This is a genomic window from Streptomyces sp. A18 (assembly GCF_059026065.1).
The window spans coordinates 276,487-297,685 of sequence record NZ_JBWLKL010000003.1; the positions used below are offsets into that span (position 1 = coordinate 276,487).

Genomic DNA, 21,199 nt, shown 5'->3' on the forward strand with positions numbered 1-21,199 from the left:
ATGAACGATCACCCGAGCACCGCTCCCGGTGCGCTGCGGCGGCGTCTGGCCCCCGAGGCGCACCGGAGCAACGCACTGCACCCGGGCGCCTGGTGGGTGTGGGCGCTCGGCCTCGGCGTCGCGGCGTCCCGCACCACCAACCCCCTGCTCCTCGGGATGCTGATCGGGGTCGCGGGCTACGTCGTCGCGGCGCGCAGGACGTCCGCTCCGTGGGCGCGGTCGTACGGCGCGTTCGTGAAGCTGGCCCTCTTCGTGATCGCGATCCGGCTCGTCTTCGCCGTGGTCCTCGGCTCCCCCATCCCCGGCAGCCATGTCGTCGTGACGCTCCCCGAAGTGCCGCTGCCGGACTGGGCGAAGGGCGTGCGGATCGGCGGCAGGGTGACGGCCGAGGGGCTGCTCTTCGCGCTCTACGACGGGGTGCGCCTTGCCGGTCTCCTCATCTGCGTCGGCGCCGCCAATGCCCTGGCCAGCCCGGCCCGGCTGCTCAAGTCGCTGCCGGGCGCGCTGTACGAGGTGGGGGTCGCCATCGTCGTGGCGATGACGTTCGCGCCGAACCTGATCATGGATGTGCAGCGTCTGCGCGCCGCGCGGCGCCTGCGCGGGCGCGCCGACAAGGGCATCCGGGGGCTGCTCCAGGTCGGGCTCCCCGTCCTTGAGGGCGCGTTGGAGCGGTCGGTCGCCCTGGCCGCTGCCATGGACGCGCGCGGCTTCGGCCGCACCGCGCCGGTCCCCGCAGGTGTGCGCAGGGCCACGGCGGTACTGACCCTCGGCGGTCTGATGGGCGTCTGCGCGGGAACGTACGGCCTGCTCTCCGAGTCAGGCGCGGGCTACGGCCTGCCGGTCCTGGCCGCCGGTCTCGTCGCCGCCCTCGCGGGCCTGCGCCTCGGCGGCCGGCGCTCCGTGCGCACCCGCTACCGGCCCGACCCCTGGGGTGTGCGCGCCTGGCTCGTCGCCGGGTCGGGGATCGCGGTGGCGGGCCTGATGATCTGGGCCGCCTCGTACGACGCCGCCCTGCACCCCGGAGTCGTCCCCCTGACGGCGCCGATACTGCCGCTGTGGCCCGCGGTGGCCGTGCTCATCGGCCTGCTGCCCGCCTTCGTGGCGCCGGTGCCCGCCGATGCGGCCGCCCCCGCCCCGACCGCCACCGCTCGTTCCAAGGAGCCCTCATGATCCGCTTCGAGGATGTCTCCGTGACGTACGAAGGGGTCGCCGAGCCCACCGTGCGCGGGGTCGATCTCGCCGTGCCCGAGGGCGAGTTGGTGCTCCTCGTCGGCCCTTCCGGGGTCGGCAAGTCGACGTTGCTCGGCACGGTGAGCGGGCTCGTGCCGCACTTCACCGGGGGCACGCTGCGGGGCCGTGTGACGGTGGCGGGGCGCGACACCCGTACGCACAAGCCGCGCGAACTCGCCGACGTCGTCGGCACGGTGGGCCAGGATCCGCTGTCGCACTTCGTGACGGACACGGTCGAGGACGAGCTGGCGTACGGGATGGAGTCGCTCGGGCTCGCCCCCGACGTGATGCGCCGCCGGGTCGAGGAGACCCTGGACCTGCTCGGCCTCGCCGATCTGCGCGACCGGCCCATCGCCACGCTCTCCGGCGGCCAGCAGCAGCGCGTCGCGATCGGCTCGGTGCTCACGCCGCACCCCCAGGTCCTCGTCCTCGACGAGCCGACGTCGGCCCTCGACCCGGCCGCCGCCGAGGAGGTGCTCGCCGTGCTGCAGCGCCTCGTCCACGACCTGGGCACGACGGTCCTGATGGCCGAGCACCGCCTGGAGCGGGTCGTGCAGTACGCGGACCAGGTGCTGCTGCTCGCGGCGCCGGGCGAGGCGCCCGTGCTCGGGGACCCCGCCGCGCTGATGGCGGTCTCGCCGGTCTACCCGCCGGTGGTGGGCCTCGGCCGCCTCGCGGGCTGGTCGCCGCTGCCGCTGACGGTCCGCGACGCGCGGCGCAGGGCGGGCGCGCTGCGGGAGCGGCTGGCTCTCAGCGGGGATCGTGACGAGGCCGCCGCCGTACGTCCCGAAGCGGGCCCCGCGACGCGCAGGTCCGGCCTGCTCCGACGTACGAAGGCCGATGCCCCGGAAGCAGCCGCCGCGCCCTCGGCGGCCACCGTCTCTGCTCTGGCCGTCCGACGCGGCCGGGTCGAAGCCCTGCGCCGCGTGGACCTCACCGTGCGCGCGGGAGAGACCGTGGCCCTGATGGGCCGCAACGGCGCCGGGAAGTCCACGCTCCTGTCGACCCTGGTGGGCCTGCTCGAACCCTCGGCGGGCTCGGCCCGCGTCGGCGGCGCCGTCCCGCACCGCACGGGCCCGCGCGAGCTGATCCGCCACGTGGGCCTGGTCCCCCAGGAACCGCGTGACCTCCTGTACGCGGACACCGTGGCCGCCGAGTGCGCGGCGGCGGACCACGACGCGTCGGCGGCACCGGGCACCTGCCGGGCCCTGGTCACGGACCTGCTCCCGGGCATCGCGGACGACACCCACCCCCGCGACCTCTCGGAGGGCCAGCGCCTCACCCTGGCCCTGGCTATCGTCCTGACGGCCCGCCCTCCTCTTCTCCTCCTGGACGAGCCGACCCGGGGTCTCGACTACGCGGCCAAGGCCCGGCTCGTCACGCTCCTGCGCGGCCTCGCCGCCGAGGGCCACGCGATCGTCCTGGCCACGCACGACGTGGAGCTGGCGGCGGAACTGGCCCACCGGGTGGCGATCCTCGCCGATGGCGAGATCGTCGCGGACGGCCCGACCTCTCAGGTCGTGGTCTCGTCCCCCTCCTTCGCCCCGCAGACCACCAAGATCCTGGCCCCGCAGAAGTGGCTGACGGTCACGGAGGTACGGGACGCGCTGGGCAGGGAGGGTGGGGCCGCGTGACCCCCGCGCCCGCCATCCGCCAGGCCCGGCCCATCCGCCTGGGCCCGCGCTCCATCTGCGCCCTCGCGCTCGTCAGCGCGGTCGGGGTCGTGGCCTTCGGATGGCCGCTCATCGCGAGCGGGGAATCGGGGCTCAGCGCGCACGCGCAGGACGCGCCCTGGCTGTTCGCGGCCCTGCTGCCGCTGCTGCTCGCCGTCGTCGTGGCGACCATCGCCGACGTCGGGCTCGACGCCAAGGCGATCGCGATGCTCGGGGTGCTCGCCGCCGCCGGGGCCGCGCTGCGGCCGCTGGGGGCGGGGACGGCCGGGATCGAGCCGATGTTCTTCCTCATGGTGCTCAGCGGACGGGTGCTGGGGCCCGGCTTCGGGTTCGTGCTCGGTGCCGTCTCCATGTTCGCCTCGGCGCTGCTCACCGGCGGTGTCGGGCCGTGGATGCCGTTCCAGATGCTGTCCATGGGGTGGGTCTGCATGGGCGCGGGGCTGCTGCCGGGGGCCGACACTTCCCCAAGCTCTCGGCTCCGCTCGAACAGGGGAGGCCCCATTCGCGGGCGCGGCGAGCTGTGGCTGCTCGCCGCCTACGGGGCCGTCTCGTCCGTCCTGTACGGCACGGTCATGAATCTGCAGGGCTGGCCCTACCTGGGCGGCCTCGCGACCGGCGTCTCCTTCGTGCCCGGCGACCCCATCGGCGAGAACCTCGGCCGCTTCATCGCGTACTGCCTGGCGACCTCGCTCGGCTGGGACCTGCCCCGCGCCGTCGTCACGGTCCTGCTGAGCCTCGCGCTCGGCCCCGCCGTCCTGAAGGCGCTGCGCCGGGCCACGCGCCGGGCCGCCTTCGAGGCCCAGGTCACATTCGAGGGGCCCAAGGCGTAGGCGGTCGTCGGCTCTCCGTTACGGAAGGGGTCCCTTCGCGGTGAGGCGGCCCACAGGACTTTGGTCCTCTACGAACCAGGGCCGTAGATCATCTCTCCTGACGAGGACGCGTCAATACGCGGCCTGACCTGGGCATTGAGAGCCACGTCACACAAAGGACCTTCCGCACTCATGCGACATCCACTAGTAAAAGGGGGCATTGCGGAGGCCTTACAGCCCTGCTTCTCTGGATCGAGTCGCACGGCGCCGACGGCCTCAAGGCCCAGGGCGCCGACGCATTCCCCCCGCCACACCCCCGTGGCCCACGGCGTGCCCGCGACACCATGTCCCCCACGGAAGGCCACGCTTTGTCCGCCACGCTCATCCGCCGCATCGCCACCCCGAAGAAGGCCCTCTCCGGTGCCGCCGTGGCCGCCGCCACGACCGGCCTGATACTCATGGCGGGTCCGGCCCAGGCCGCCGCCCCGACCGAGGCGAAGGCTGCCGCTCCGGCCGCCGCTCCCGCCGCGGCGCCTTCCTCGGCCCAGGCGATCGCGAAGAAGATGATCCCGGACCCCGCGCAGTACAAGGCGTTCAGCAAGATCGTCGAGCACGAGAGCCACTGGAACCACAAGGCGACGAACTCCTCCTCCGGCGCCTACGGCCTGGTCCAGGCCCTGCCCGCCTCGAAGATGGCTTCGGCGGGCGCGGACTGGAAGACCAACCCGGAGACCCAGATCAAGTGGGGCCTCGACTACATGAACGACCGCTACGGCAGCCCCACTGGCGCATGGGCCCACTGGGAGGCCAACGGGTGGTACTGAGCCCTGGCTCTGCCGCCTGAACCTTGAACCGAAGCCCTGCGCACCGCGCATCACCGGCTTCGCCGAGTTCGTCCTCAAACTCCCCCCAGCTCTTAAAGAGCGGGGGGACCCCCACGACGGGCTGAACACTTCGCCGGGGCGGGCTGGGAGTTCCCAGCCCGCCCCGGCGTCTTCGTCTACAGCCTCTGAATAATCGTCCCCGTGGCGACAGCGCCGCCCGCGCACATCGTGATCAGCGCGAACTCCTTGTCGCGACGCTCCAGTTCATGCAGGGCAGTCGTGATGAGCCGAGCCCCTGTCGCCCCCACGGGATGCCCCAACGCAATCGCGCCCCCGTTCACGTTCACCTTCTCCAGATCCTGCTCGAAGACCTGCGCCCAGCTCAGCACCACCGATGCGAACGCCTCGTTGATCTCCACGAGGTCGATGTCCTTCAGGGACATCCCCGCCTTGCCCAGGACCGCCCGCGTCGCGTCGATCGGCCCGTCCAGGTGGAAGTGCGGATCGGCCCCCACGAGCGCCTGCGCCACGATCCGTGCCCGCGGCTTCAGCTTCAGCGCCCGCGCCATCCGCTTCGACGCCCACATGATCGCCGCGGCGCCGTCCGATATCTGCGAGGAGTTGCCCGCGGTGTGCACGGCGGTCGGCATCACCGGCTTCAGCCGCTCCAGGCCCTCCATCGACGTGTCCCGCAGCCCTTCGTCCCGGTCGACGAGCCGCCACATCCCCTGCCCCGCGGTCTGCTCCTCCTCCGTCGTGGGGACCTGGACGGCGAACGTCTCGCGTTTGAAGCGCTCCTCGGCCCAGGCCGTGGCGGCACGCTCCTGCGAGATGAGGCCGAGCGAGTCGACGTTCTCGCGCGTGAGACCGCGGTTGCGGGCGATCCGCTCGGCCGCCTCGAACTGGTTGGGCAGGTCGACGTTCCACTCCTCGGGGAACGGCTTTCCCGGACCGTGCCTGGAGCCCGACCCCAGCGGCACCCGCGACATCGCCTCGACGCCGCAGCTGATCCCCACGTCGATGACGCCCGCAGCGACCATGTTCGCGACCATGTGGCTCGCCTGCTGCGATGAGCCGCACTGACAGTCCACCGTCGTCGCCGCGGTCTCGTACGGAAGGCCCATCGTGAGCCAGGCCGTGCGCGCGGGGTTCATGGACTGCTCACCGGCGTGCGTGACAGTGCCGCCCACGATCTGCTCGACGCAGTCGGCGTGGATGCCCGTGCGCCCGAGGAGCTCGCGATAGGTCTCGCCGAGCAGATAGGCGGGGTGGAGATTGGCGAGCGCGCCGCCGCGCTTGCCAATGGGGGTGCGTACGGCTTCGACGATGACAGGTTCCGCGGCCATGGGCGTCCTCTCCATCCACATCCCGCGGGAGTGTCCCGGCACCCACACGGAGAACTAGTACGCGTTCTAGTTCTGCATGCAGTCTGCTGAGCCCGACCCCACCGCCGCAAGGGGCGTGCACGCACCTTGCGCACTACCTGCACGAAAGCGGACCCGTCGCGGGCCTTGCCACTTATAGAACCCGTTACTACCTTGCGGGGCATCTCCTGATGGTCCGTCAGAACCCACAGTCAATCCCAGCACCACGACTCACCGCCGGAACTGAACTCCTGGAGTTGCCGATGCCCTGTCCAGCGCTGCCCGACGGGTTCGACTTCACCGACCCCGACCTGCTCCAAGAGCGCGTGCCCCTCCCGGAGTTCGCCCAGCTGCGGCAGACGGAACCGGTGCGCTGGATCGCCCAGCCACCGCGCATCTCCGGCTTCGACGACTCCGGCTACTGGGCCGTCACGCGGCACACGGACGTCAAGTACGTCTCCACGCACCCGGAGTTGTTCTCCTCCAACCTCAACACCGCGGTCATCCGCTTCAACGAGACGATCAGCCGGGACCAGATCGAGGTCCAGAAGATGATCATGTTGAACATGGACCCGCCCGAGCACACCCGCGTCCGCCAGATCGTGCAGCGCGGCTTCACGCCCCGCGCCATACGCTCGCTCGAGGACGCCCTGCGCGACCGCGCGGGCTCCATCGTCGAGACGGCCCTGGCCAACGCCAAGGCCGACGGCTCCTTCGACTTCGTCACGAACGTCGCCGTCGAACTCCCCCTCCAGGCCATCGCCGAACTCATCGGCGTACCCCAGGACGACCGGACGAAGATCTTCGACTGGTCCAACAAGATGGCGGCCTATGACGACCCCGAGTACGCGATCACGGAGGAGGTCGGCGCCGAGGCAGCCATGGAGATCGTCTCGTACGCGATGAACCTGGCCGCCGCCCGCAAGGAGTGCCCGGCCAAGGACATCGTCAGCCAACTGGTGGCCGCCGAGGACGAGGGCAACCTCTCCTCCGACGAGTTCGGCTTCTTCGTCATCCTGCTCGCGGTGGCCGGCAACGAGACGACCCGCAACGCCATCACCCACGGCATGCACGCCTTCCTCACCCACCCCGAGCAGTGGGAGCTCTTCAAGCGCGAGCGCCCTGAGACCACCGCCGAGGAGATCGTGCGCTGGGCGACCCCCGTCGTCTCCTTCCAGCGCACCGCCACCCAGGACACCGCGCTCGGGGACGTGACGATCAAGAAGGGCGACCGCGTCGGGATCTTCTACTCGTCGGCCAACAACGACCCCGAAGTGTTCGACGAGCCCGAGAAGTTCGACATCTCCCGCGATCCGAACCCGCACCTGGGATTCGGCGGCGGAGGCCCGCACTTCTGCCTCGGCAAGTCCCTCGCGGTCCTGGAGATCAACCTCATCTTCAACGCCGTCGCCGACGCGCTGCCCGACCTGCGCCTGGTCTCCGACCCGCGCAGGCTCCGCTCGGCCTGGCTGAACGGCGTCAAGGAGCTGCAGGTCAGCACCGGCTGACCCGCCGCCAGGGAGGCAGGGGCGACCCCCCCTACGCCCTGCCCCTGCCTCCCCTGGACCACCGGCGCCACCCGGGAAAGCCGTGCGGCACCGCCGTGGCTGCATACGGGTGGCATATCCAGCCAAGCGGCGTCCGGAGCCAACGTTTCCGTTGCGTGACGCGTCTTGAGAAGCAAACGTTGCCTCTCCAAGTCCTCGAACGGAAACGGTGCCGTGGTCTCCGCAGGTCTCCCTCTCGCACCATCGGGCAGCGCGCCCACGGAGCGGAAGACCTCCCTCCGCGCCTTCTGCCGACGCCACCGGATCCCCCTCGTCGCCACGCTCCCCACACTGCCGCTGTACGCGGTGTGGGCGGCCTTCCTCGCCACCGGCGGCGGCGACCTGGCGGCACAGGAGGCCTGGGCGCGCTTCGCCTCCGAGCACGGGGCCTCCGCGTACGGCCTGTTCTGGTACGGCGGCATGCACACCGCCAACTACTCCCTGATCTCGCCCTACTTGATGGCCGCCGTGGGCGTGAAGACGGTGACGGTGGTGTCGGGCGTCGCCGGAGCCTGGCTGGTCGCCGCGCTGGTCGAACGCACCGGGATGCACCGCCCGCTGTGGCCCGCGGTGCTCGCCTCGCTCGCGGTGTGGTGCAACGTCGCATCGGGGCGCACGACATTCGCGCTCGGCATCGCCTTCGGATTCGCCGCCTGCCTGATGCTCGTGCGGGAGCGGCGCGTGGCGGCCGCCGTGGCGTGCGGGGCCCTCGCCGCCATGTCCAGTCCCGTGGCGGGGCTCTTCCTGGTGGTGGCGGGCGCCGCCCATTTCCTCGTACGCGACTGGGTGCGGGCCGCGGCGCTGATCGTGCCGCCGGTGGTGGTCGTGGGCGTGACGACCGTCCTCTTCCCGTTCAACGGCGAGCAGTTGATGCCGTTCGACCGGATCTTCCCGCCCGTGCTGTTCGGCCTGGCGCTCATCGTGGCGGCTCCGCGCGAGTGGCGGGTGCTGCGGTGGGGGGCGGCCGTGTACGCGGCGGGCACGGTCCTGACCTACCTCATCCCCTCCCCGATCGGCACGAACGTGGAGCGCCTCGCCGAGCTGCTCGCGCCCGCCGCGCTCCTGGGCGCGCTCCTGGTGCCCGCGCTGTCCCGCGCGCGCAGGACGGTGCTCATCGCCGCACTCGTGCTGTCCACGGCCTGGGTGACGCAGAAGACGGCGGACGATCTGACGGTGTCGACGACCGTGCCGAAGTGGGCCGCCGACACCCAGGGCGTGGTGGCGGAGCTGGAGCGTCTTGGCGCCGACCGGGGGCGCGTGGAGGTGGTCCCGGCCCGCAATCACCGCGAGGCGACGGCCCTTGCCCCGTACGTGAACATGGCGCGCGGCTGGAACAGGCAGCTCGACATCGAGCGCGGCCGGCTCTTCTACGACGGGTCCTTCTCGGCCGCCACCTACCGCGCTTGGCTGGACAAGTGGGCGGTCGGCTATGTGGTCCTTCCGTCGGGCAAGCCGGACGGATTCGCCGAGGACGAGGCGGAGTTGGTCGCCAGTGGCCCCGCGTGGCTCGAGCCGGTGTGGCGGGACGCGCACTGGCGGGTATTCCGGGTGAAGGACGCCGTTCCGATGGTGTCCAGGCCCGCGTCCGTCGTCCGGTCCACGGGGTCGTCCATGGAGGTCCGCGTCCCCACGCGCGAGCCGGTGACGCTGCGCCTGGTGTACTCGCCGTGGCTTCGGGCGGAGGGAGCGTGCCTGAAGCGCCACGGCGAGTTCACCCGGCTCACGGTGTCCGTGCCGGGGACGTACAAGATCAGCTCCGGGTACGGTCCTTCGCCGAGTCCTTCGTCATGTCGATGACCGGCGGCTCCGCGCCCGTCCCCACCTTCAGGGTGCTGCCCACGCGGGGCCCGGCCAGGAGGTAGCCGAGGCCGAAGCCCGCGCCGACGACGGTCGCGCCGCCCACCGCGTCCAGGACCCAGTGGTTCCCGGTGGCGACGATCGCGGAGACCGTGAACAGCGGGTGCAGCAGCCCCAGCGCCTTCATCCACGGCTTCGGCGCGAGGACAAGGATCACCACACCGCACCACAGCGACCAGCCGAAGTGCAGCGAGGGCATCGCCGCGTACTGGTTGGTGAGCGCGGTCAGGGTGCCGTAGTCCGGCTGGCTGAAGTCCTGCACGCCGTGGACCGTGTCGATGAAACCGAGGCCCGGCATCAAGCGCGGTGGGGCCAGCGGATAGAGCCAGAAGCCCACGAGCGCGAGGACCGTCGCGAAGCCGAGCGCGGTGCGTGCCCAGCGGTAGTCGGCGGGGCGCCGGATGTAGAGGACGGCCAGGACGCCGAGCGGGACCACGAAGTGGAACGACGTGTAGTAGAAGTTGAAGAACTCCTCCAGCCAACTGACCTTGACGACCGCGTGGTTGACCCAGTGCTCGATGTCGATGTGCAGGAACTGCTCGATCGAGTAGATCTGGTCACCGTGCTCCTCGGCGGTGGCACGCCCGCCCGAGTTGGTTCCGCCCGTCGCGGCGAGCCGCGCCTGCTGGTAGGCGGAGTAGCCGACACGGATCAGGAGCAGTTCGAGGAGGAGGTTCGGCCGGGTCGTGACACGGCGCCAGAACGGGGCGAGCGGCACCCGGCTCCAGCGCGCGGGCACGGGCTCGGCGTAGTCGGTGGGGATGGGCTCCTGGTACTGCGGAGACCTGCGGGACAGGAACGGCACGACGGTGGCGGCGGAGAGCGCGGCGATCAGCACGACGTTGTCGCGGATCGGCTCCACGACCGGCATGTTCGGCAGCATCATCTTCGCGGGCAGCGTCGACACCAGGACGACGGCCACCGGCCACATGTACCGGTCGGACTGCTTCTTGCCGACCCGGCCGACCACCGCGAGCAGCACCCACAGGAGCTGGTGCTGCCAGGTCGTCGGGGAGACCGCGACCGCGACACAGCCGGTGATCGCGACGGCGAGCAGCAACTGCCCGTCCTTGGCGTAGTGGACGGCGCGGCGCAGTCCGAGCCAGACGACGGCCGCGCTCAGGACCACGTAGCAGCCGATCTCCAGCGGCCCTTCCAGGCCGAACCGGAGCAGCGCGCCGTGCAGCGACTGGTTGGCGAGCCCGTCCGGGCTCGCGCCCAGGCCCGCGCCCGCCAGGTGGTGCACCCAGTACGTCCACGAGTCGTGCGGCATCGCGGCCCAGGCGAGCGCGGTGACGGCGAGGAAGGTGGCACCGGTGGATGCCGTGGCGCGCCTCCGGCCGGTGAACCAGAACAGGGCGGCGAAGAGGAGCAGAGTGGGCTGGAGCGCGGCCCCTATGCCGACCAGGATGCCGCTGGCGCGTTCCCCGCGGACCGCGAAGCAGCCGAGCAGGACGAGCAGGACGGGGATGACGCTGGTCTGTCCGAGATACAGGGTGTTGCGCACCGGGAGCGACAGCATCAGGAGGCAGATCGCGACGGGCGCGGCGAGCAGCGAGGTGCGCCGGGAGACGGGATGCGGCAGGGCGCGGGCGGCGACCAGGCCGAGGACCACGACCAGGATCAGGGTGCCGAACGTCCAGCCCCAGCCGAGCGCCTGCTCGGCTGCGCGGGAGAACGGTTTGAGCACGAGTCCGGCGAAGGGGGTGCCGGTGAACTTGTCGGCGTCGTAGAAGGAGCCGTTCACATGCAGTACGCCATCCGGGCCGATCCACGTCTCCAGATCGGTGAGCCGCTCCCCTTTCGGCGTACTCAGGACCATGGCCACTTGCCGTACCGCAAGTACGGCGGCGATCAGCCAGAGGGCGACGCGGACCGCCCCGATCCGCGTCTTCGGTGCACCGGGCACCCCCGCCCCGAAGGCATTTCCCGGTCCTCCGTGCTCAACATTCGCCACGCGACGTCGGCCCTCCCGCCCGCTCGTTGTCCCTGCTCGGGTCCAGACGCCCTGTCGGCCCCGAGATTCCTTTGCCGGCTCCCGGCTCTCGCAGTCGGCTGCTCCGAGACGTGCAGTCGGCTCCGTGAGGCTCGCGCCCTGAAGTAGGACGCGCACAACCCCCATTTCACCTGGCAGCCATCACCGCTTTCTACCGGCATTTACGCAGACTTCCCAACAGCCGGTTTCGTCCCGCCCACCGCCTGGTCTCCACGAGTCGTGCACCTTCCGTCCATGGGAGAACTGCCGGTACCCCGTGCCGCGGTTCCCCGGACGAGGCGCGACATAGATCACAAGGACACCTTCCGGCCACCACCAGAAACGGAATCATTCGCCCTGGATAGCGGCACATTCCGGACAGTATGCGGTTGACCGGACACCGGACGTAATGGTGCCGCCTACACCTATGGTCGTTCGCGGGCCGCCCCTCGCTGGGCGGCTCTGCTCTTGTCGTCAACCGAGAGGCAGGCGAGCGAACCCTTGCCGGCAGCCGCACCCGTCGCACCCGTAGCCCCGCAGACCCAGGCCCCTCCGTCCGCGGCCACCTCGGCGGACGCCACCGTCGTCGACCCGGTGCTGGTCAAGCGGGCGGTGAAGGCGGCCGCTCTCGGCAACGCGATGGAGTGGTTCGACTTCGGCGTCTACAGCTACATCGCCGTGACGCTCGGCAAGGTCTTCTTCCCCTCGGGCGACCCCACCGCCCAGCTGCTCTCCACCTTCGGCGCCTTCGCGGCGGCGTTCCTGATCCGCCCGCTCGGCGGCATGGTCTTCGGCCCGCTCGGCGACCGCGTCGGCCGCCAGAAGATCCTCGCCCTCACCATGATCATGATGGCGGCGGGCACGTTCGCGATCGGCCTGATCCCGTCCTACGCGACGATCGGCGTGGGAGCGCCGATCCTGCTCCTCCTGGCCCGCCTGGTGCAGGGCTTCTCGACGGGCGGCGAGTACGCGGGCGCGTCCACCTTCATCGCCGAGTACGCGCCCGACAAGAAGCGTGGCTTCCTCGGCAGCTGGCTGGAGTTCGGCACCCTCGCGGGCTACATCGGCGGCGCGGGCCTTGTCACCCTGATGACCGCGCTCCTGTCCACCGAGGACCTGCTCTCCTGGGGCTGGCGCATCCCGTTCCTGATCGCGGGCCCGATGGGCCTGATCGGCCTGTACCTGCGGATGAAGCTGGAGGAGACGCCGGCGTTCGCGGCGGAGCTCGCGAAGGCGCACAAGGACGAGCAGTCCCGCCCGAAGGTGCGCCTGCGCGAGATGGTGACGGGCCAGTGGAAGGCCCTGCTCCTGTGCATGGGCCTGGTCCTGGTCTTCAACGTCACGGACTACATGCTGCTGTCGTACATGCCGAGCTATCTGACGAGCGAGTTGAAGTACGACGAGACACACGGGCTCCTGGTCGTGCTCGCGGTGATGGCGCTGATGATGTGCGTCCAGCCGTTCGCGGGCGCGCTGACGGACCGGGTGGGCCGTCGCCCGGTGATCGCGGCGGGCTGCGTGGGCTTCCTCCTGCTCTCCGTCCCCGCCCTGCTCCTGATCCGAGAGGGCTCGCTCTGGGCGATAGCCCTGGGCATGGCGGCACTGGGCCTGCTCCTGGTCTGCTTCACGGCCTCGATGCCGTCGACACTCCCCGCCCTCTTCCCGACCAAGGTCCGCTACGGCTCCCTGTCGATCGGCTTCAACATCTCCGTATCGATCTTCGGAGGCACGACACCGCTGGTGGTGACGGCGCTGATCGGGGCGACGGGGAACATGATGATGCCCGCCTACTACATGATGGCCGCGGCCGTGGTGGGTGGCGTGGCGGTGTGGTTCATGACGGAGAGCGCGGGCAGGCCGCTGCCGGGTTCGCCACCGGCGGTGGAGAAGTAGCCCGTAGGACTCCCGGCCCGCGAGGACGCTCAGCCCGTCCGGCGTTCGAGGACGAACTCGGCGAAGCCGGTGATGACGGCGACCAAGGCTCCCCCAAGCCTCCGCGCCGGCAGCCCGCGGCGGAGCCGCAGATGTCACGGTCGGGAAGGGCCGGGGTGGGGGAAATGAACCCCGCCCCTACCCCGGCACACCCGCCTGCCAAGCGGTGAACAACGGCGTCTCCCCACCCCCGTCAAGCACAACAACCCCGAACGGCCGGTTAAAGGCGATCCACTCGATCCGTCGAGGAACATGAGCGGCCCCGGCCGGAGCCATCGGCACAGCCGTGACCGCCGCCGCCTCGACCCCCTCCTCCGCGATCCTCACCACGGCCTCCTGCACCACCTGCGATATGCAGAGCCGCTCCGGCGACATCCCGGAGAAGTCCGCCCCTTCGCTCACCGCCCACCGCACCCCCAACGCGGCCAACTGCTCCGTCACATCCGTCCGCGTCCGCAAGGACATCCGCGGCACCGCCATGTTGATCTGCTCGGCGTCGATCCCGGTCCACCGCCCCTCCGGCGCCCAGGCGAGCGGCAGCACCTCCGCGGCCCCCGCGCCCGGCTCACCGAGCACGAACCGCACCCGAGCAGGGGCCCGCCCACCCTCTGCCCGGCACTTCAGCTCGACGACGCTCGCGCCGCCCACCGTCCAGGCGCAGTTCAGCGGAACAGGCCGATGCATGGTGGGCACGCGATGCCGCACACCGAGCGCGTCCGTGAAGTCCTGGTCGCGCGTGCCCGCCCCCTCGAAGGGGATCTCCCAACGTGCCTTGAGCGCAAGCGCGTTGACGAGAACCAGCAGCACATCCGGGGTAATGACCACCGGCAGCCGCTCGACCAACCCGCCCGTCGCCTCCCGCACCCACGCGTCGATCCCGTCCGGCTCCATGGGCCCGAACCCCACGTCCGGCAGCGCTTCCCGATAGGCGCGGTACACCGGAACCCGGCTCCACACCCGGGTGGCGACGGCGACCGCGTCCGTACCGCCCACCGCACGCGCGGCTGCCGTGACCAGACCGGCGGCCTCCTCGCCGGCGACACCGAGCAACTCCCGCAGCTCCCCGGCGGTCTCCTCCCGCGCACCCACCGCGACGGCGGCCAGCGCGAGCCACAGCCCAGCAGGCGAGCAGGCGAAGTCCCCCGCGCCCGCGTCACTCCTCTGCCCCTGCCCACCCCCCGGCTCCACCCCCGGCGAAGCCATCAACGGCAGCCACCGCTCGGCGAGCCCCCGGATTTCCACCGCAGGCAACACTTGCCCGGTCCCAGCCCCGGCCCCGGCCCCGGTCCCAGTCCCGTACGTCATCCCAACCCCCCGCAGCCACACAGCCCGCGTCCCGCCAACACAGCCCGACAACCCCAGTATGCGAGTCCCCACTGACAATCGACCCCCACCCCACTAGCATCGTTAGCGAACCTAACGAACATCCGGAAAGGTCCCCATGACCCAGCAGCAATGGACCGCGGTCGACACGTACTTCACCGATCTCCTGACCCCCGCCGACGAGGCACTGACCGCGGCCCTGCACGACAGCGACACCGCCGGTCTGCCGCAGATCAGCGTCGCCCCGAACCAGGGCAAGCTGCTCCAGCTCCTCGCCCAGATCCAGGGCGCGCACCGCATCCTGGAGATCGGCACCCTCGGCGGCTACAGCACGATCTGGCTGGCCCGTGCCCTGCCCGCGGACGGCCGGCTGATCACCCTGGAGTACTCCCCGGTCCACGCCGACGTGGCCCGCGGCAACCTCGCCCGCGCCGGCCTGGACAAGCTCACCGAGGTCCGGGTGGGCCCGGCCGTCGACTCGCTCGCCGCACTCGTGGCCGAGGACGCGGCCCCCTTCGACCTGGTCTTCATCGACGCGGACAAGGCCAACAACCCGCACTACGTGGAGTGGTCGCTCAAGCTCACCCGCCCCGGCAGCCTGATCATCGTCGACAACGTCGTACGCAGCGGCGCGGTGGCCGACGCCGACAGCACGGACCCCAGTGTGCAGGGCACCCGCAAGGCGCTCGAACTCATCGCCCGGCACCCGAAGTTGAGCGGCACCGCGCTGCAGACGGTGGGCACGAAGGGCTACGACGGCCTGGCCCTGGCCCGAGTACTGGACTGAGCCACGCCGCGATCGACCCTCAACCCTCCACGTAGAACCCCACGTTCACGCTGCGAGGCCCGGCCCGGTCCTGGACGACGAGGTCACCGGACCCGCCCCGGGCCAGCGGCACCGTCCCCCCGTAAGCGAGAGGCGACGCCACCCCGTCCACCGTCAGCCGCACCTCCGACGCGGGCTCGGGATGGGATCCGCGCAGCCAGGTGACGGTCCAGTTCCCGTCGGGCCCGCAGCGGAACTCGAGATGCGTACGCGAGACGAAGAGCCAGTCGTCCGGCGGCACGAGACGGCACGTGCCGCGATCACGTCCGACCCGCAACACGGAACCGGGTGCGCTCGGCGCGTCGGCCATGAGCATGCCCGCCGTCGCCCCCTCGTCCGCCCCGGACAAGCAGGCCATGGTCAACTCCAGCACCGGTACGCTCCCCCACTCTCGACGACCCGACGCGCACCCCGGAGCGCACATCGACCCGCTCCGCACCATGCCGCCGCATCCTAAGTCGCCCCTCGCGCGAAAGCACGGGCCCTTGGGACAATGGGCCCATGACCGAACGCAAGCCACCTGGAGTCAACTTCGAGTCCTGGATCGACAAGCAGATCCGTGAGGCGGAGGAGCGCGGCGACTTCGCCACGCTGCCGGGCCGCGGCAAGCCGCTCCCGGACGGCCTCGCCGACTCCGCGTACGACGAGCAGTGGTGGATCAAGCAGAAGATGGCCCGCGAGGGCCTCTCCCACCTCCCTCCGACCCTCGCCCTGCGCAAGGAGGCCGAGGACGTGCTCGCCGCCGCCCCCGACGCCCCGTCCGAGCAGGCGGCCAGAAAACTCGTGACGGACCTCAACGCCAAGATCCGCGAGTCCCTGCGCATGCCCCCACCGGGCCCGCCCCTGGGCCTGAAGCCCTTCGACGTCGACGAGGTGGCCCAGGCCTGGCGCGACCGCCACCCGGGCTGAGCGGGTCGGGGGCATGCGCGAGGATGGGCCCATGAGCATCGTGAAAATCAACGTCCTGACCGTGCCCGCCGAGCAGCGAGAGGTCCTGGAGCAGCGCTTCGCGTCCCGAGCCGGCGCCGTCGAGAACTCGGACGGCTTCGAGTGGTTCGAGCTGCTGCGCCCCATCGAGGGCACCGACGACTACCTGGTCTACACGCGGTGGCGTGACGAGGAGTCCTTCAAGGCGTGGATGGAAGGCCCCATGAAGGCCTCGCACCAGGGCGGCGGTGGGGAGCGGCCCAAGCCCGCGTCAAGCAGCGCCGCGGTGTGGTCGTTCGAGGTCGTGCAGCAGGCCGCGCCCAAGAGCTAGGCGCGGGCCGGCCGGCCGGCGAGGGCCGGGAAAAAGCGGTACCGGAGCGCGGCGGCATCGTGATGCGATGGGCCGCATGATGTCCTCGGATCGGATACTCGCCTTCGCGGCCATGTCGTTCCTGCTGATCGTCATCCCCGGGCCCAGCGTCCTGTTCGTGGTCGGCCGGGCGCTGGCCCAGGGGCGGCGGGCCGCGCTGACCACGGTGGTGGGGAACACGCTCGGCGCGTACGTCCTCGTCGTGGCCGTCGCGCTCGGGGTCGGGTCCGTCGTGGAGCGCTCGGTCGTCGTCTTCACGGCGCTGAAGCTGCTCGGCGGCGCCTACCTCGTCTACCTGGGCGTCAAGGCGGTGCTCCAACGCCGCTCGCTGCACGCCGCGTTCGCCGGTGAAGGCCCCGCGCACAGCGGACTCCGTACGTTGTGGGAGGGGTTCGCGGTCGGCGTGGCCAACCCCAAGACCATCGTCTTCTTCGCCGCCGTGCTGCCGCAGTTCGTCGACCGCGGGCAAGGACATGTCGTGCTGCAGATGCTGCTGCTCGGGCTCGTCTTCAATGCCATCGCCGTGACCTGCGACAGCGTGTGGGGCCTGGTCGCGTCCACCGCGCGCGGCTGGTTCGCGAACTCGCCCCGGCGGCTCTCCATGATCGGTGGGGTCGGCGGTCTCACCATGATCGGGCTCGGCGTCAGCGTCGCCGCCACTGGACGCAAGGAATGAGCATGAGTCGCGTCGGGACCAGCACCATGAGGCCCGTTTCCTGGACCGTCGCTCCCGAAGCGGTCGACTCCCCTGCCGCCGCGGCGCTCTGGCGCGCGTACTACACGGAGGTAAGCGACCGGTACTACCTCCTCCATGAAGGGCGCAGGACCGCACCCGAAGAGTTGGAGCGCGAGCTCGCGGCGGAGACGGGCGACAGCCTCCGTGCGCCCACCGGCGTACTCCTCGTCGCCCGGTACGGGGGCGAGCCCGCGGGGACGGCCGGGGTGCGGCTCAAGGGCGACGCGTCGGGCATCAGAACCGCCGAGCTCAAGCGTGTCTTCGTCCGCGAGGACCTGCGCGGCAAGGGTGGCGCCGCGCTCCTCCTCGCCGCCGCCGAGGACGCGGCCCGTGCGCTCGGCGCCGGGCGGCTCATCCTCGACACGCGCCTCGACCTGGTCGAGGCCAGGGCGCTCTACGCGCGGCACGGCTACGAGGAGAGCGAGCCGCTCACGGAGGGGATGTACGCCGAGTGCTGGTACGCCAAGAAGCTGGCCCCGGTCGCCGGTTGAGGGCAGCGGGAGGGAGTGCCGTTCAGTCGGCCCACGCCCCGCGTTGCAGTGGCCTGCCGTCGTGCGGTCGTTCGGAGTCCGAGCCGCACATCTCGGCGCCCAGCTCCTCGACGAGCTTGACCAGGTCGGTGGGCCGGTCCGGGCCCCACCAGTCGCCGAGCAGTTCGGACAGGGACTCCTCGCGCGCCTTGGAGAGCTCGGCGACCGCTGCCCGCCCCGTGTCGGTCAGGATCAGCCCCATGCCCTCGCGGCGGGCGAGACGGCGCTCCTCGAGCTGGCGGGACGCCGCCGTGATGACGGTCAGCGGCACGGTGCTGCGCTCGGCGAGCGTCGCCGGTTCGACGTGGCCGTGGCGGCTGATCCGCAGCAGGAGCCAGCTGGCCGCGGGCAGCAGGTCGTAGCCCGCGCGTTCCGTGATGCGTACGTAGATCTCGCGGCGGCCCTCCCGCGTGCCGAGCACCGAGAGCGCCCGCGCCACCTCGTCGTACGACGAACGCTCGACGGGGTTGCTGGCGAGCGTCTGCGTCGGGTCGGGCGCCGTGACCGAGCCGCGCAGCTTGTCCTCGCGCAGGAACCAGGCGAGGACGAAGGCGACGAGGGCCACCGGCGCCGCGTACAGGAAGACGTCCGTGATGGACGAGGCGTACGCGTGTACGACGCCGGGGCGCACCGCCGCAGGGAGTTCGGAGATGCCCCGCGGGTCGGCCTTCAGCGAGTCCGCGCTGACGCCGGGCGGCAGTTGCTGTCCCGCGACGGCGTCGGAGAGCTTGGTGACGAGCCGGTTGGCGAAGATCGTGCCGAAGATGGCGACACCGAACGAGGCGCCGATGGAGCGGAAGAACGTCGCGCCGGACGTGGCGACGCCCAGGTCCCCGTACGGGACCGCGTTCTGCACGATGAGCACCAGGACCTGCATGACCAGGCCGAGACCGAAACCGAAGACGAAGAAGAAGGCGCTCATCTCGCCCGTGCCACTGTTCTCGTTCAGCTGGTGGAGCAGGAGCAGGCCCAGCGCCGTGACGCCGGTGCCCGCGATGGGGAACACCTTCCAGCGGCCCGTACGGCTGACGATCTGGCCGGACGCGGTCGACGAGATGAGCATGCCGATCACCATCGGCAGCATGTGCACGCCCGACATCGTCGGCGAGACGCCCTGGACGACCTGGAGGAACGTCGGCAAGTAGGTCATCGCGCCGAACATCGCGAAGCCGACCACGAAGCTGATGATCGCGGAGAGCGTGAACGTCCTGACCCGGAACAGCTTCATCGGGATGACCGGCTCGGCGGCCTTGCGCTCCACGGCGACGAAGGCCACGGCGAGCGCGACGCCGAGCACCGCGAGAACAATGATCTGCGGCGAGGCCCAGTCCCAGGTGGTGCCGCCGAGCGAGGCGACGAGGACCAGGCAGGTGGCGACGGCCGCGATGAGGAAGGTGCCGAGGTAGTCGATGGTGTGCTTCGTCGAGCGCACCGGGATGTGCAGGGCGGCGGCGATGACCACGAGCGCGACGACGCCGATGGGCAGGTTGACGTAGAAGACCCAGCGCCAGCTCAGGTGCTCGGTGAACAAACCGCCCAGCAGCGGCCCGAGCACGCTGGTCGCACCGAAGACGGCACCGAACAGGCCCTGGTACTTGCCGCGTTCGCGCGGCGAGACGATGTCGCCGACGATCGCCATCGACAGGACCATCAGGCCGCCGCCGCCGATTCCCTGGAGCGCGCGGAAGCCGATGAGCTGCGGCATGTTCTGCGCCATGCCGCAGAGGGCCGAGCTGACCAGGAAGATCACGATGGCCAGCTGGAACAGTTTCTTGCGGCCGTACTGGTCTCCGAGCTTGCCCCAGAGCGGCGTGGCCGCCGTCGCGGCGAGCAGATACGCGGTGACGACCCAGGAGAGGTGCTCCATGCCGCCGAGCTCGCTGACGATGGTGGGCAGCGCGGTCGAGACGATGGTCTGGTCGAGGGCGGCGAGCAGCATCCCGAGCAGCAGCGCACCGATGGAGACCAGCACGCCGCCGTGCGCGTGCTCGTCCGGTGGCCCGGGGACGGGATCCGGCTCCGCCCCTGCCGGGCGGGCGCTGACGTCCTGCGTCATGGACACCTCCTGAGGGCTCCCGCGTGTCCTGCGGGGAACTCTCCCCCTCCATCCTGGTCCGTGTGACCCGTTATGGCCTGTTGAAGCCAGGGTCTGCATAATCGCTGGAGTTCTCTAGGGGTGGGGTACAGAGCGTGAGCAGCACGGAAAGAGGTCCGGACGACGGTCGGCGATGCCCTGACTGCGGTACGTCGCGGGAGCCGGGCAGCGCGCCCGCCTGCGGCTGTACGGAGCGGGCCGCCGACGCGGCCCGGGACGCGAGGTCCGCGGACGCCGCCGCGGCGGAGGACTTCGATCCGCTGCGGATCCGTCCGTACGTGACGCTGCCGGAGCCCACCGAGGAGCCGGGACCGGCTCCCGCGGCGCCTCTCCCGCCGGAGGCGGTGGCGCCGCTGCGGGCGGGGGATGTGGGCCTGTTCACGCCCGACAGGACGCCTTCCCCGCTGCCGTACGACGACGAACCGGCCGCGGGGCGCGGTCGGATCGGCCTGTACGCGGTCGTGACGGCGGTGGCGGTGGTGGTGGCAGTCGCGGTGCTCGCGACGCTGCTCCTTGCGCCGGACAAGCCGCAGCGGGAGCAGGCGCTGCCGGATGTGCCGACGCGGGCGGTGGAGGACTCCGCCACGGAGCCGACACCAACGACGGCGTCCCCGTCAGGCTCCCCGTCCTCGCCCCAGCCGCAGCCGCCCACGTCGCAGGCGGCGAGCCCGCCCCCGTCCCGGTCCGCCACGGCCTCGGCTTCGCCCAAACCGAGGACGCCCCGGCCCCCGAGCCGCTCGACGGCACGGGCAACGGGTTCGGTGGAACCGGCGACTCCCAAGGCGGACAGCGTCCTGAGCCGAGGCGACACGGGCCCGGAGGTGAAGGAGCTCCAGCAACGCCTGCAACAGCTGTACCTGTACATGGGCGAGCCCCACGGCACGTACGACACCGCGGTGGAGGAAGCGGTGACCCGCTTCCAGTACGCCCGAGGAACGCAGGCCGACGGCCGGGGGGTCTACGGAAGGGCAACGCGAGCGGCGCTGGAGGCGGAAACAAGGGACCCATAAGCCCCGCGGCTTCGCCTACCCGAACAGACCTTTCCGCCAACCCGCCCGTTTGCCCCGCGGTGACAAGGGGTGGGTGGGAGAACAGAGAAGCAGGGGCTGGGCGGACAGCAGGGGCGGTTGGGAGAACGGACAAGCGGGGAACGGACGAGCAGGGGTGTGGGGTTCGTGTAG

18 protein-coding genes are annotated in these 21,199 nt (G+C 71.2%); 13 read left to right on the plus strand and 5 right to left on the minus strand.

Annotated features, from left to right (window positions below):
- The 4 genes from AC5P1C_RS06900 (at position 1) to AC5P1C_RS06915 (ending at position 4,536) form a co-directional block, all read left to right on the plus strand.
- Complete coding sequence (locus AC5P1C_RS06900) at positions 1 to 1,170, plus strand: energy-coupling factor transporter transmembrane component T (protein WP_493864755.1); 1,170 nt, start codon at positions 1 to 3, stop codon at positions 1,168 to 1,170.
- The gene (locus AC5P1C_RS06905; protein ID WP_493864756.1) at positions 1,167 to 2,864 is read left to right on the plus strand and encodes an ABC transporter ATP-binding protein; all 1,698 of its coding nucleotides are present in this window, start codon (positions 1,167 to 1,169) and stop codon (positions 2,862 to 2,864) included. The genes AC5P1C_RS06900 and AC5P1C_RS06905 overlap by 4 nt, the downstream gene beginning before the upstream one ends.
- Entirely contained in the window at positions 2,861 to 3,733 is an 873-nt protein-coding gene (locus AC5P1C_RS06910) for an ECF transporter S component (RefSeq protein ID WP_493864757.1), read from the plus strand. The genes AC5P1C_RS06905 and AC5P1C_RS06910 overlap by 4 nt, the downstream gene beginning before the upstream one ends.
- Before the next feature lie 347 nt (positions 3,734 to 4,080).
- Positions 4,081 to 4,536, plus strand: a complete 456-nt coding sequence (locus AC5P1C_RS06915; protein WP_493864758.1) for an aggregation-promoting factor C-terminal-like domain-containing protein — start codon at positions 4,081 to 4,083, stop codon at positions 4,534 to 4,536.
- 176 nt (positions 4,537 to 4,712) lie between these two features.
- Here AC5P1C_RS06915 and AC5P1C_RS06920 read toward each other — a convergent pair whose 3' ends face one another.
- Positions 4,713 to 5,882: a steroid 3-ketoacyl-CoA thiolase gene (locus AC5P1C_RS06920; RefSeq protein ID WP_493864759.1), complete on the minus strand. Its 1,170-nt coding sequence runs from the start codon at positions 5,880 to 5,882 to the stop codon at positions 4,713 to 4,715.
- 281 nt (positions 5,883 to 6,163) lie between these two features.
- Between AC5P1C_RS06920 and AC5P1C_RS06925 the strand changes: the two genes are divergently transcribed.
- Both AC5P1C_RS06925 and AC5P1C_RS06930 read left to right on the plus strand, forming a co-directional pair.
- The gene (locus tag AC5P1C_RS06925) at positions 6,164 to 7,408 is read left to right on the plus strand and encodes a cytochrome P450 (RefSeq protein ID WP_493864760.1); all 1,245 of its coding nucleotides are present in this window, start codon (positions 6,164 to 6,166) and stop codon (positions 7,406 to 7,408) included.
- 213 nt (positions 7,409 to 7,621) lie between these two features.
- Positions 7,622 to 9,244 (plus strand): hypothetical protein, encoded by a 1,623-nt coding sequence (locus AC5P1C_RS06930; RefSeq protein WP_493864761.1) that lies wholly within the window; start codon positions 7,622 to 7,624, stop codon positions 9,242 to 9,244.
- Here AC5P1C_RS06930 and AC5P1C_RS06935 read toward each other — a convergent pair.
- Positions 9,198 to 11,261 carry a bifunctional glycosyltransferase 87/phosphatase PAP2 family protein gene (locus AC5P1C_RS06935; RefSeq protein WP_493864762.1) on the minus strand — a complete coding sequence of 688 codons (2,064 nt, stop codon included), beginning with the start codon at positions 11,259 to 11,261 and terminating at the stop codon, positions 9,198 to 9,200. The genes AC5P1C_RS06930 and AC5P1C_RS06935 overlap by 47 nt on opposite strands.
- 519 nt (positions 11,262 to 11,780) lie before the next feature.
- Here AC5P1C_RS06935 and proP point away from each other — a divergent pair.
- The gene (gene proP, locus AC5P1C_RS06940; protein WP_493864763.1) at positions 11,781 to 13,172 is read left to right on the plus strand and encodes a glycine betaine/L-proline transporter ProP; all 1,392 of its coding nucleotides are present in this window, start codon (positions 11,781 to 11,783) and stop codon (positions 13,170 to 13,172) included.
- A 177-nt stretch (positions 13,173 to 13,349) separates the two neighbouring features.
- Here the strand turns inward: proP and AC5P1C_RS06945 are convergent, their stop codons facing one another.
- On the minus strand, positions 13,350 to 14,516 hold the full coding sequence (locus AC5P1C_RS06945) for a serpin family protein (protein ID WP_493864764.1): 1,167 nt from the start codon (positions 14,514 to 14,516) through the stop codon (positions 13,350 to 13,352).
- A gap of 136 nt (positions 14,517 to 14,652) precedes the next feature.
- On the opposite strand from AC5P1C_RS06945, the gene AC5P1C_RS06950 reads away from it, so the two are divergent.
- Positions 14,653 to 15,321 carry an O-methyltransferase gene (locus tag AC5P1C_RS06950; protein ID WP_493864765.1) on the plus strand — a complete coding sequence of 223 codons (669 nt, stop codon included), beginning with the start codon at positions 14,653 to 14,655 and terminating at the stop codon, positions 15,319 to 15,321.
- 19 nt (positions 15,322 to 15,340) lie between these two features.
- Here the strand turns inward: AC5P1C_RS06950 and AC5P1C_RS06955 are convergent, their stop codons facing one another.
- A complete protein-coding gene (locus AC5P1C_RS06955) occupies positions 15,341 to 15,733 on the minus strand; it encodes a hypothetical protein (protein ID WP_493864766.1) in 393 nt (130 codons plus the stop codon).
- Positions 15,734 to 15,861: 128 nt separating this feature from the next.
- Between AC5P1C_RS06955 and AC5P1C_RS06960 the strand changes: the two genes are divergently transcribed.
- From AC5P1C_RS06960 to AC5P1C_RS06975, 4 genes are all read left to right on the plus strand, one after another.
- A complete protein-coding gene (locus AC5P1C_RS06960) occupies positions 15,862 to 16,269 on the plus strand; it encodes a DnaJ family domain-containing protein (protein ID WP_493864767.1) in 408 nt (135 codons plus the stop codon).
- Between the two features lie 31 nt (positions 16,270 to 16,300).
- A complete protein-coding gene (locus AC5P1C_RS06965; protein ID WP_493864768.1) occupies positions 16,301 to 16,618 on the plus strand; it encodes an antibiotic biosynthesis monooxygenase family protein in 318 nt (105 codons plus the stop codon).
- A 67-nt stretch (positions 16,619 to 16,685) separates the two neighbouring features.
- A complete protein-coding gene (locus AC5P1C_RS06970; RefSeq protein ID WP_493864769.1) occupies positions 16,686 to 17,333 on the plus strand; it encodes a LysE family translocator in 648 nt (215 codons plus the stop codon).
- A gap of 2 nt (positions 17,334 to 17,335) precedes the next feature.
- Positions 17,336 to 17,884 carry a GNAT family N-acetyltransferase gene (locus AC5P1C_RS06975; RefSeq protein WP_493864770.1) on the plus strand — a complete coding sequence of 183 codons (549 nt, stop codon included), beginning with the start codon at positions 17,336 to 17,338 and terminating at the stop codon, positions 17,882 to 17,884.
- 22 nt (positions 17,885 to 17,906) lie between these two features.
- Here AC5P1C_RS06975 and AC5P1C_RS06980 read toward each other — a convergent pair whose 3' ends face one another.
- Entirely contained in the window at positions 17,907 to 19,979 is a 2,073-nt protein-coding gene (locus AC5P1C_RS06980) for a DHA2 family efflux MFS transporter permease subunit (RefSeq protein WP_493864771.1), read from the minus strand.
- Positions 19,980 to 20,113: 134 nt separating this feature from the next.
- On the opposite strand from AC5P1C_RS06980, the gene AC5P1C_RS06985 reads away from it, so the two are divergent.
- Positions 20,114 to 21,028 (plus strand): peptidoglycan-binding domain-containing protein, encoded by a 915-nt coding sequence (locus tag AC5P1C_RS06985; RefSeq protein ID WP_493864772.1) that lies wholly within the window; start codon positions 20,114 to 20,116, stop codon positions 21,026 to 21,028.
- Positions 21,029 to 21,199 lie beyond the last annotated feature (171 nt).

Excerpts from the sequence above, each read along its gene's own strand:
- AC5P1C_RS06965 (WP_493864768.1), top strand. The coding sequence starts at position 16,301 with ATGAGCATCGTGAAAATCAACGTCCTGACCGTGCCCGCCGAGCAGCGA.
- AC5P1C_RS06900 (WP_493864755.1), top strand. The coding sequence starts at position 1 with ATGAACGATCACCCGAGCACCGCTCCCGGTGCGCTGCGGCGGCGTCTG.
- AC5P1C_RS06970 (WP_493864769.1), top strand. The coding sequence starts at position 16,686 with ATGGGCCGCATGATGTCCTCGGATCGGATACTCGCCTTCGCGGCCATG.
- AC5P1C_RS06920 (WP_493864759.1), bottom strand. The coding sequence starts at position 5,882 with ATGGCCGCGGAACCTGTCATCGTCGAAGCCGTACGCACCCCCATTGGC.
- AC5P1C_RS06945 (WP_493864764.1), bottom strand. The coding sequence starts at position 14,516 with ATGACGTACGGGACTGGGACCGGGGCCGGGGCCGGGGCTGGGACCGGG.
- AC5P1C_RS06975 (WP_493864770.1), top strand. The coding sequence starts at position 17,336 with ATGAGTCGCGTCGGGACCAGCACCATGAGGCCCGTTTCCTGGACCGTC.
- AC5P1C_RS06950 (WP_493864765.1), top strand. The coding sequence starts at position 14,653 with ATGACCCAGCAGCAATGGACCGCGGTCGACACGTACTTCACCGATCTC.
- AC5P1C_RS06980 (WP_493864771.1), bottom strand. The coding sequence starts at position 19,979 with ATGACGCAGGACGTCAGCGCCCGCCCGGCAGGGGCGGAGCCGGATCCC.
- AC5P1C_RS06960 (WP_493864767.1), top strand. The coding sequence starts at position 15,862 with ATGACCGAACGCAAGCCACCTGGAGTCAACTTCGAGTCCTGGATCGAC.
- AC5P1C_RS06925 (WP_493864760.1), top strand. The coding sequence starts at position 6,164 with ATGCCCTGTCCAGCGCTGCCCGACGGGTTCGACTTCACCGACCCCGAC.
- AC5P1C_RS06905 (WP_493864756.1), top strand. The coding sequence starts at position 1,167 with ATGATCCGCTTCGAGGATGTCTCCGTGACGTACGAAGGGGTCGCCGAG.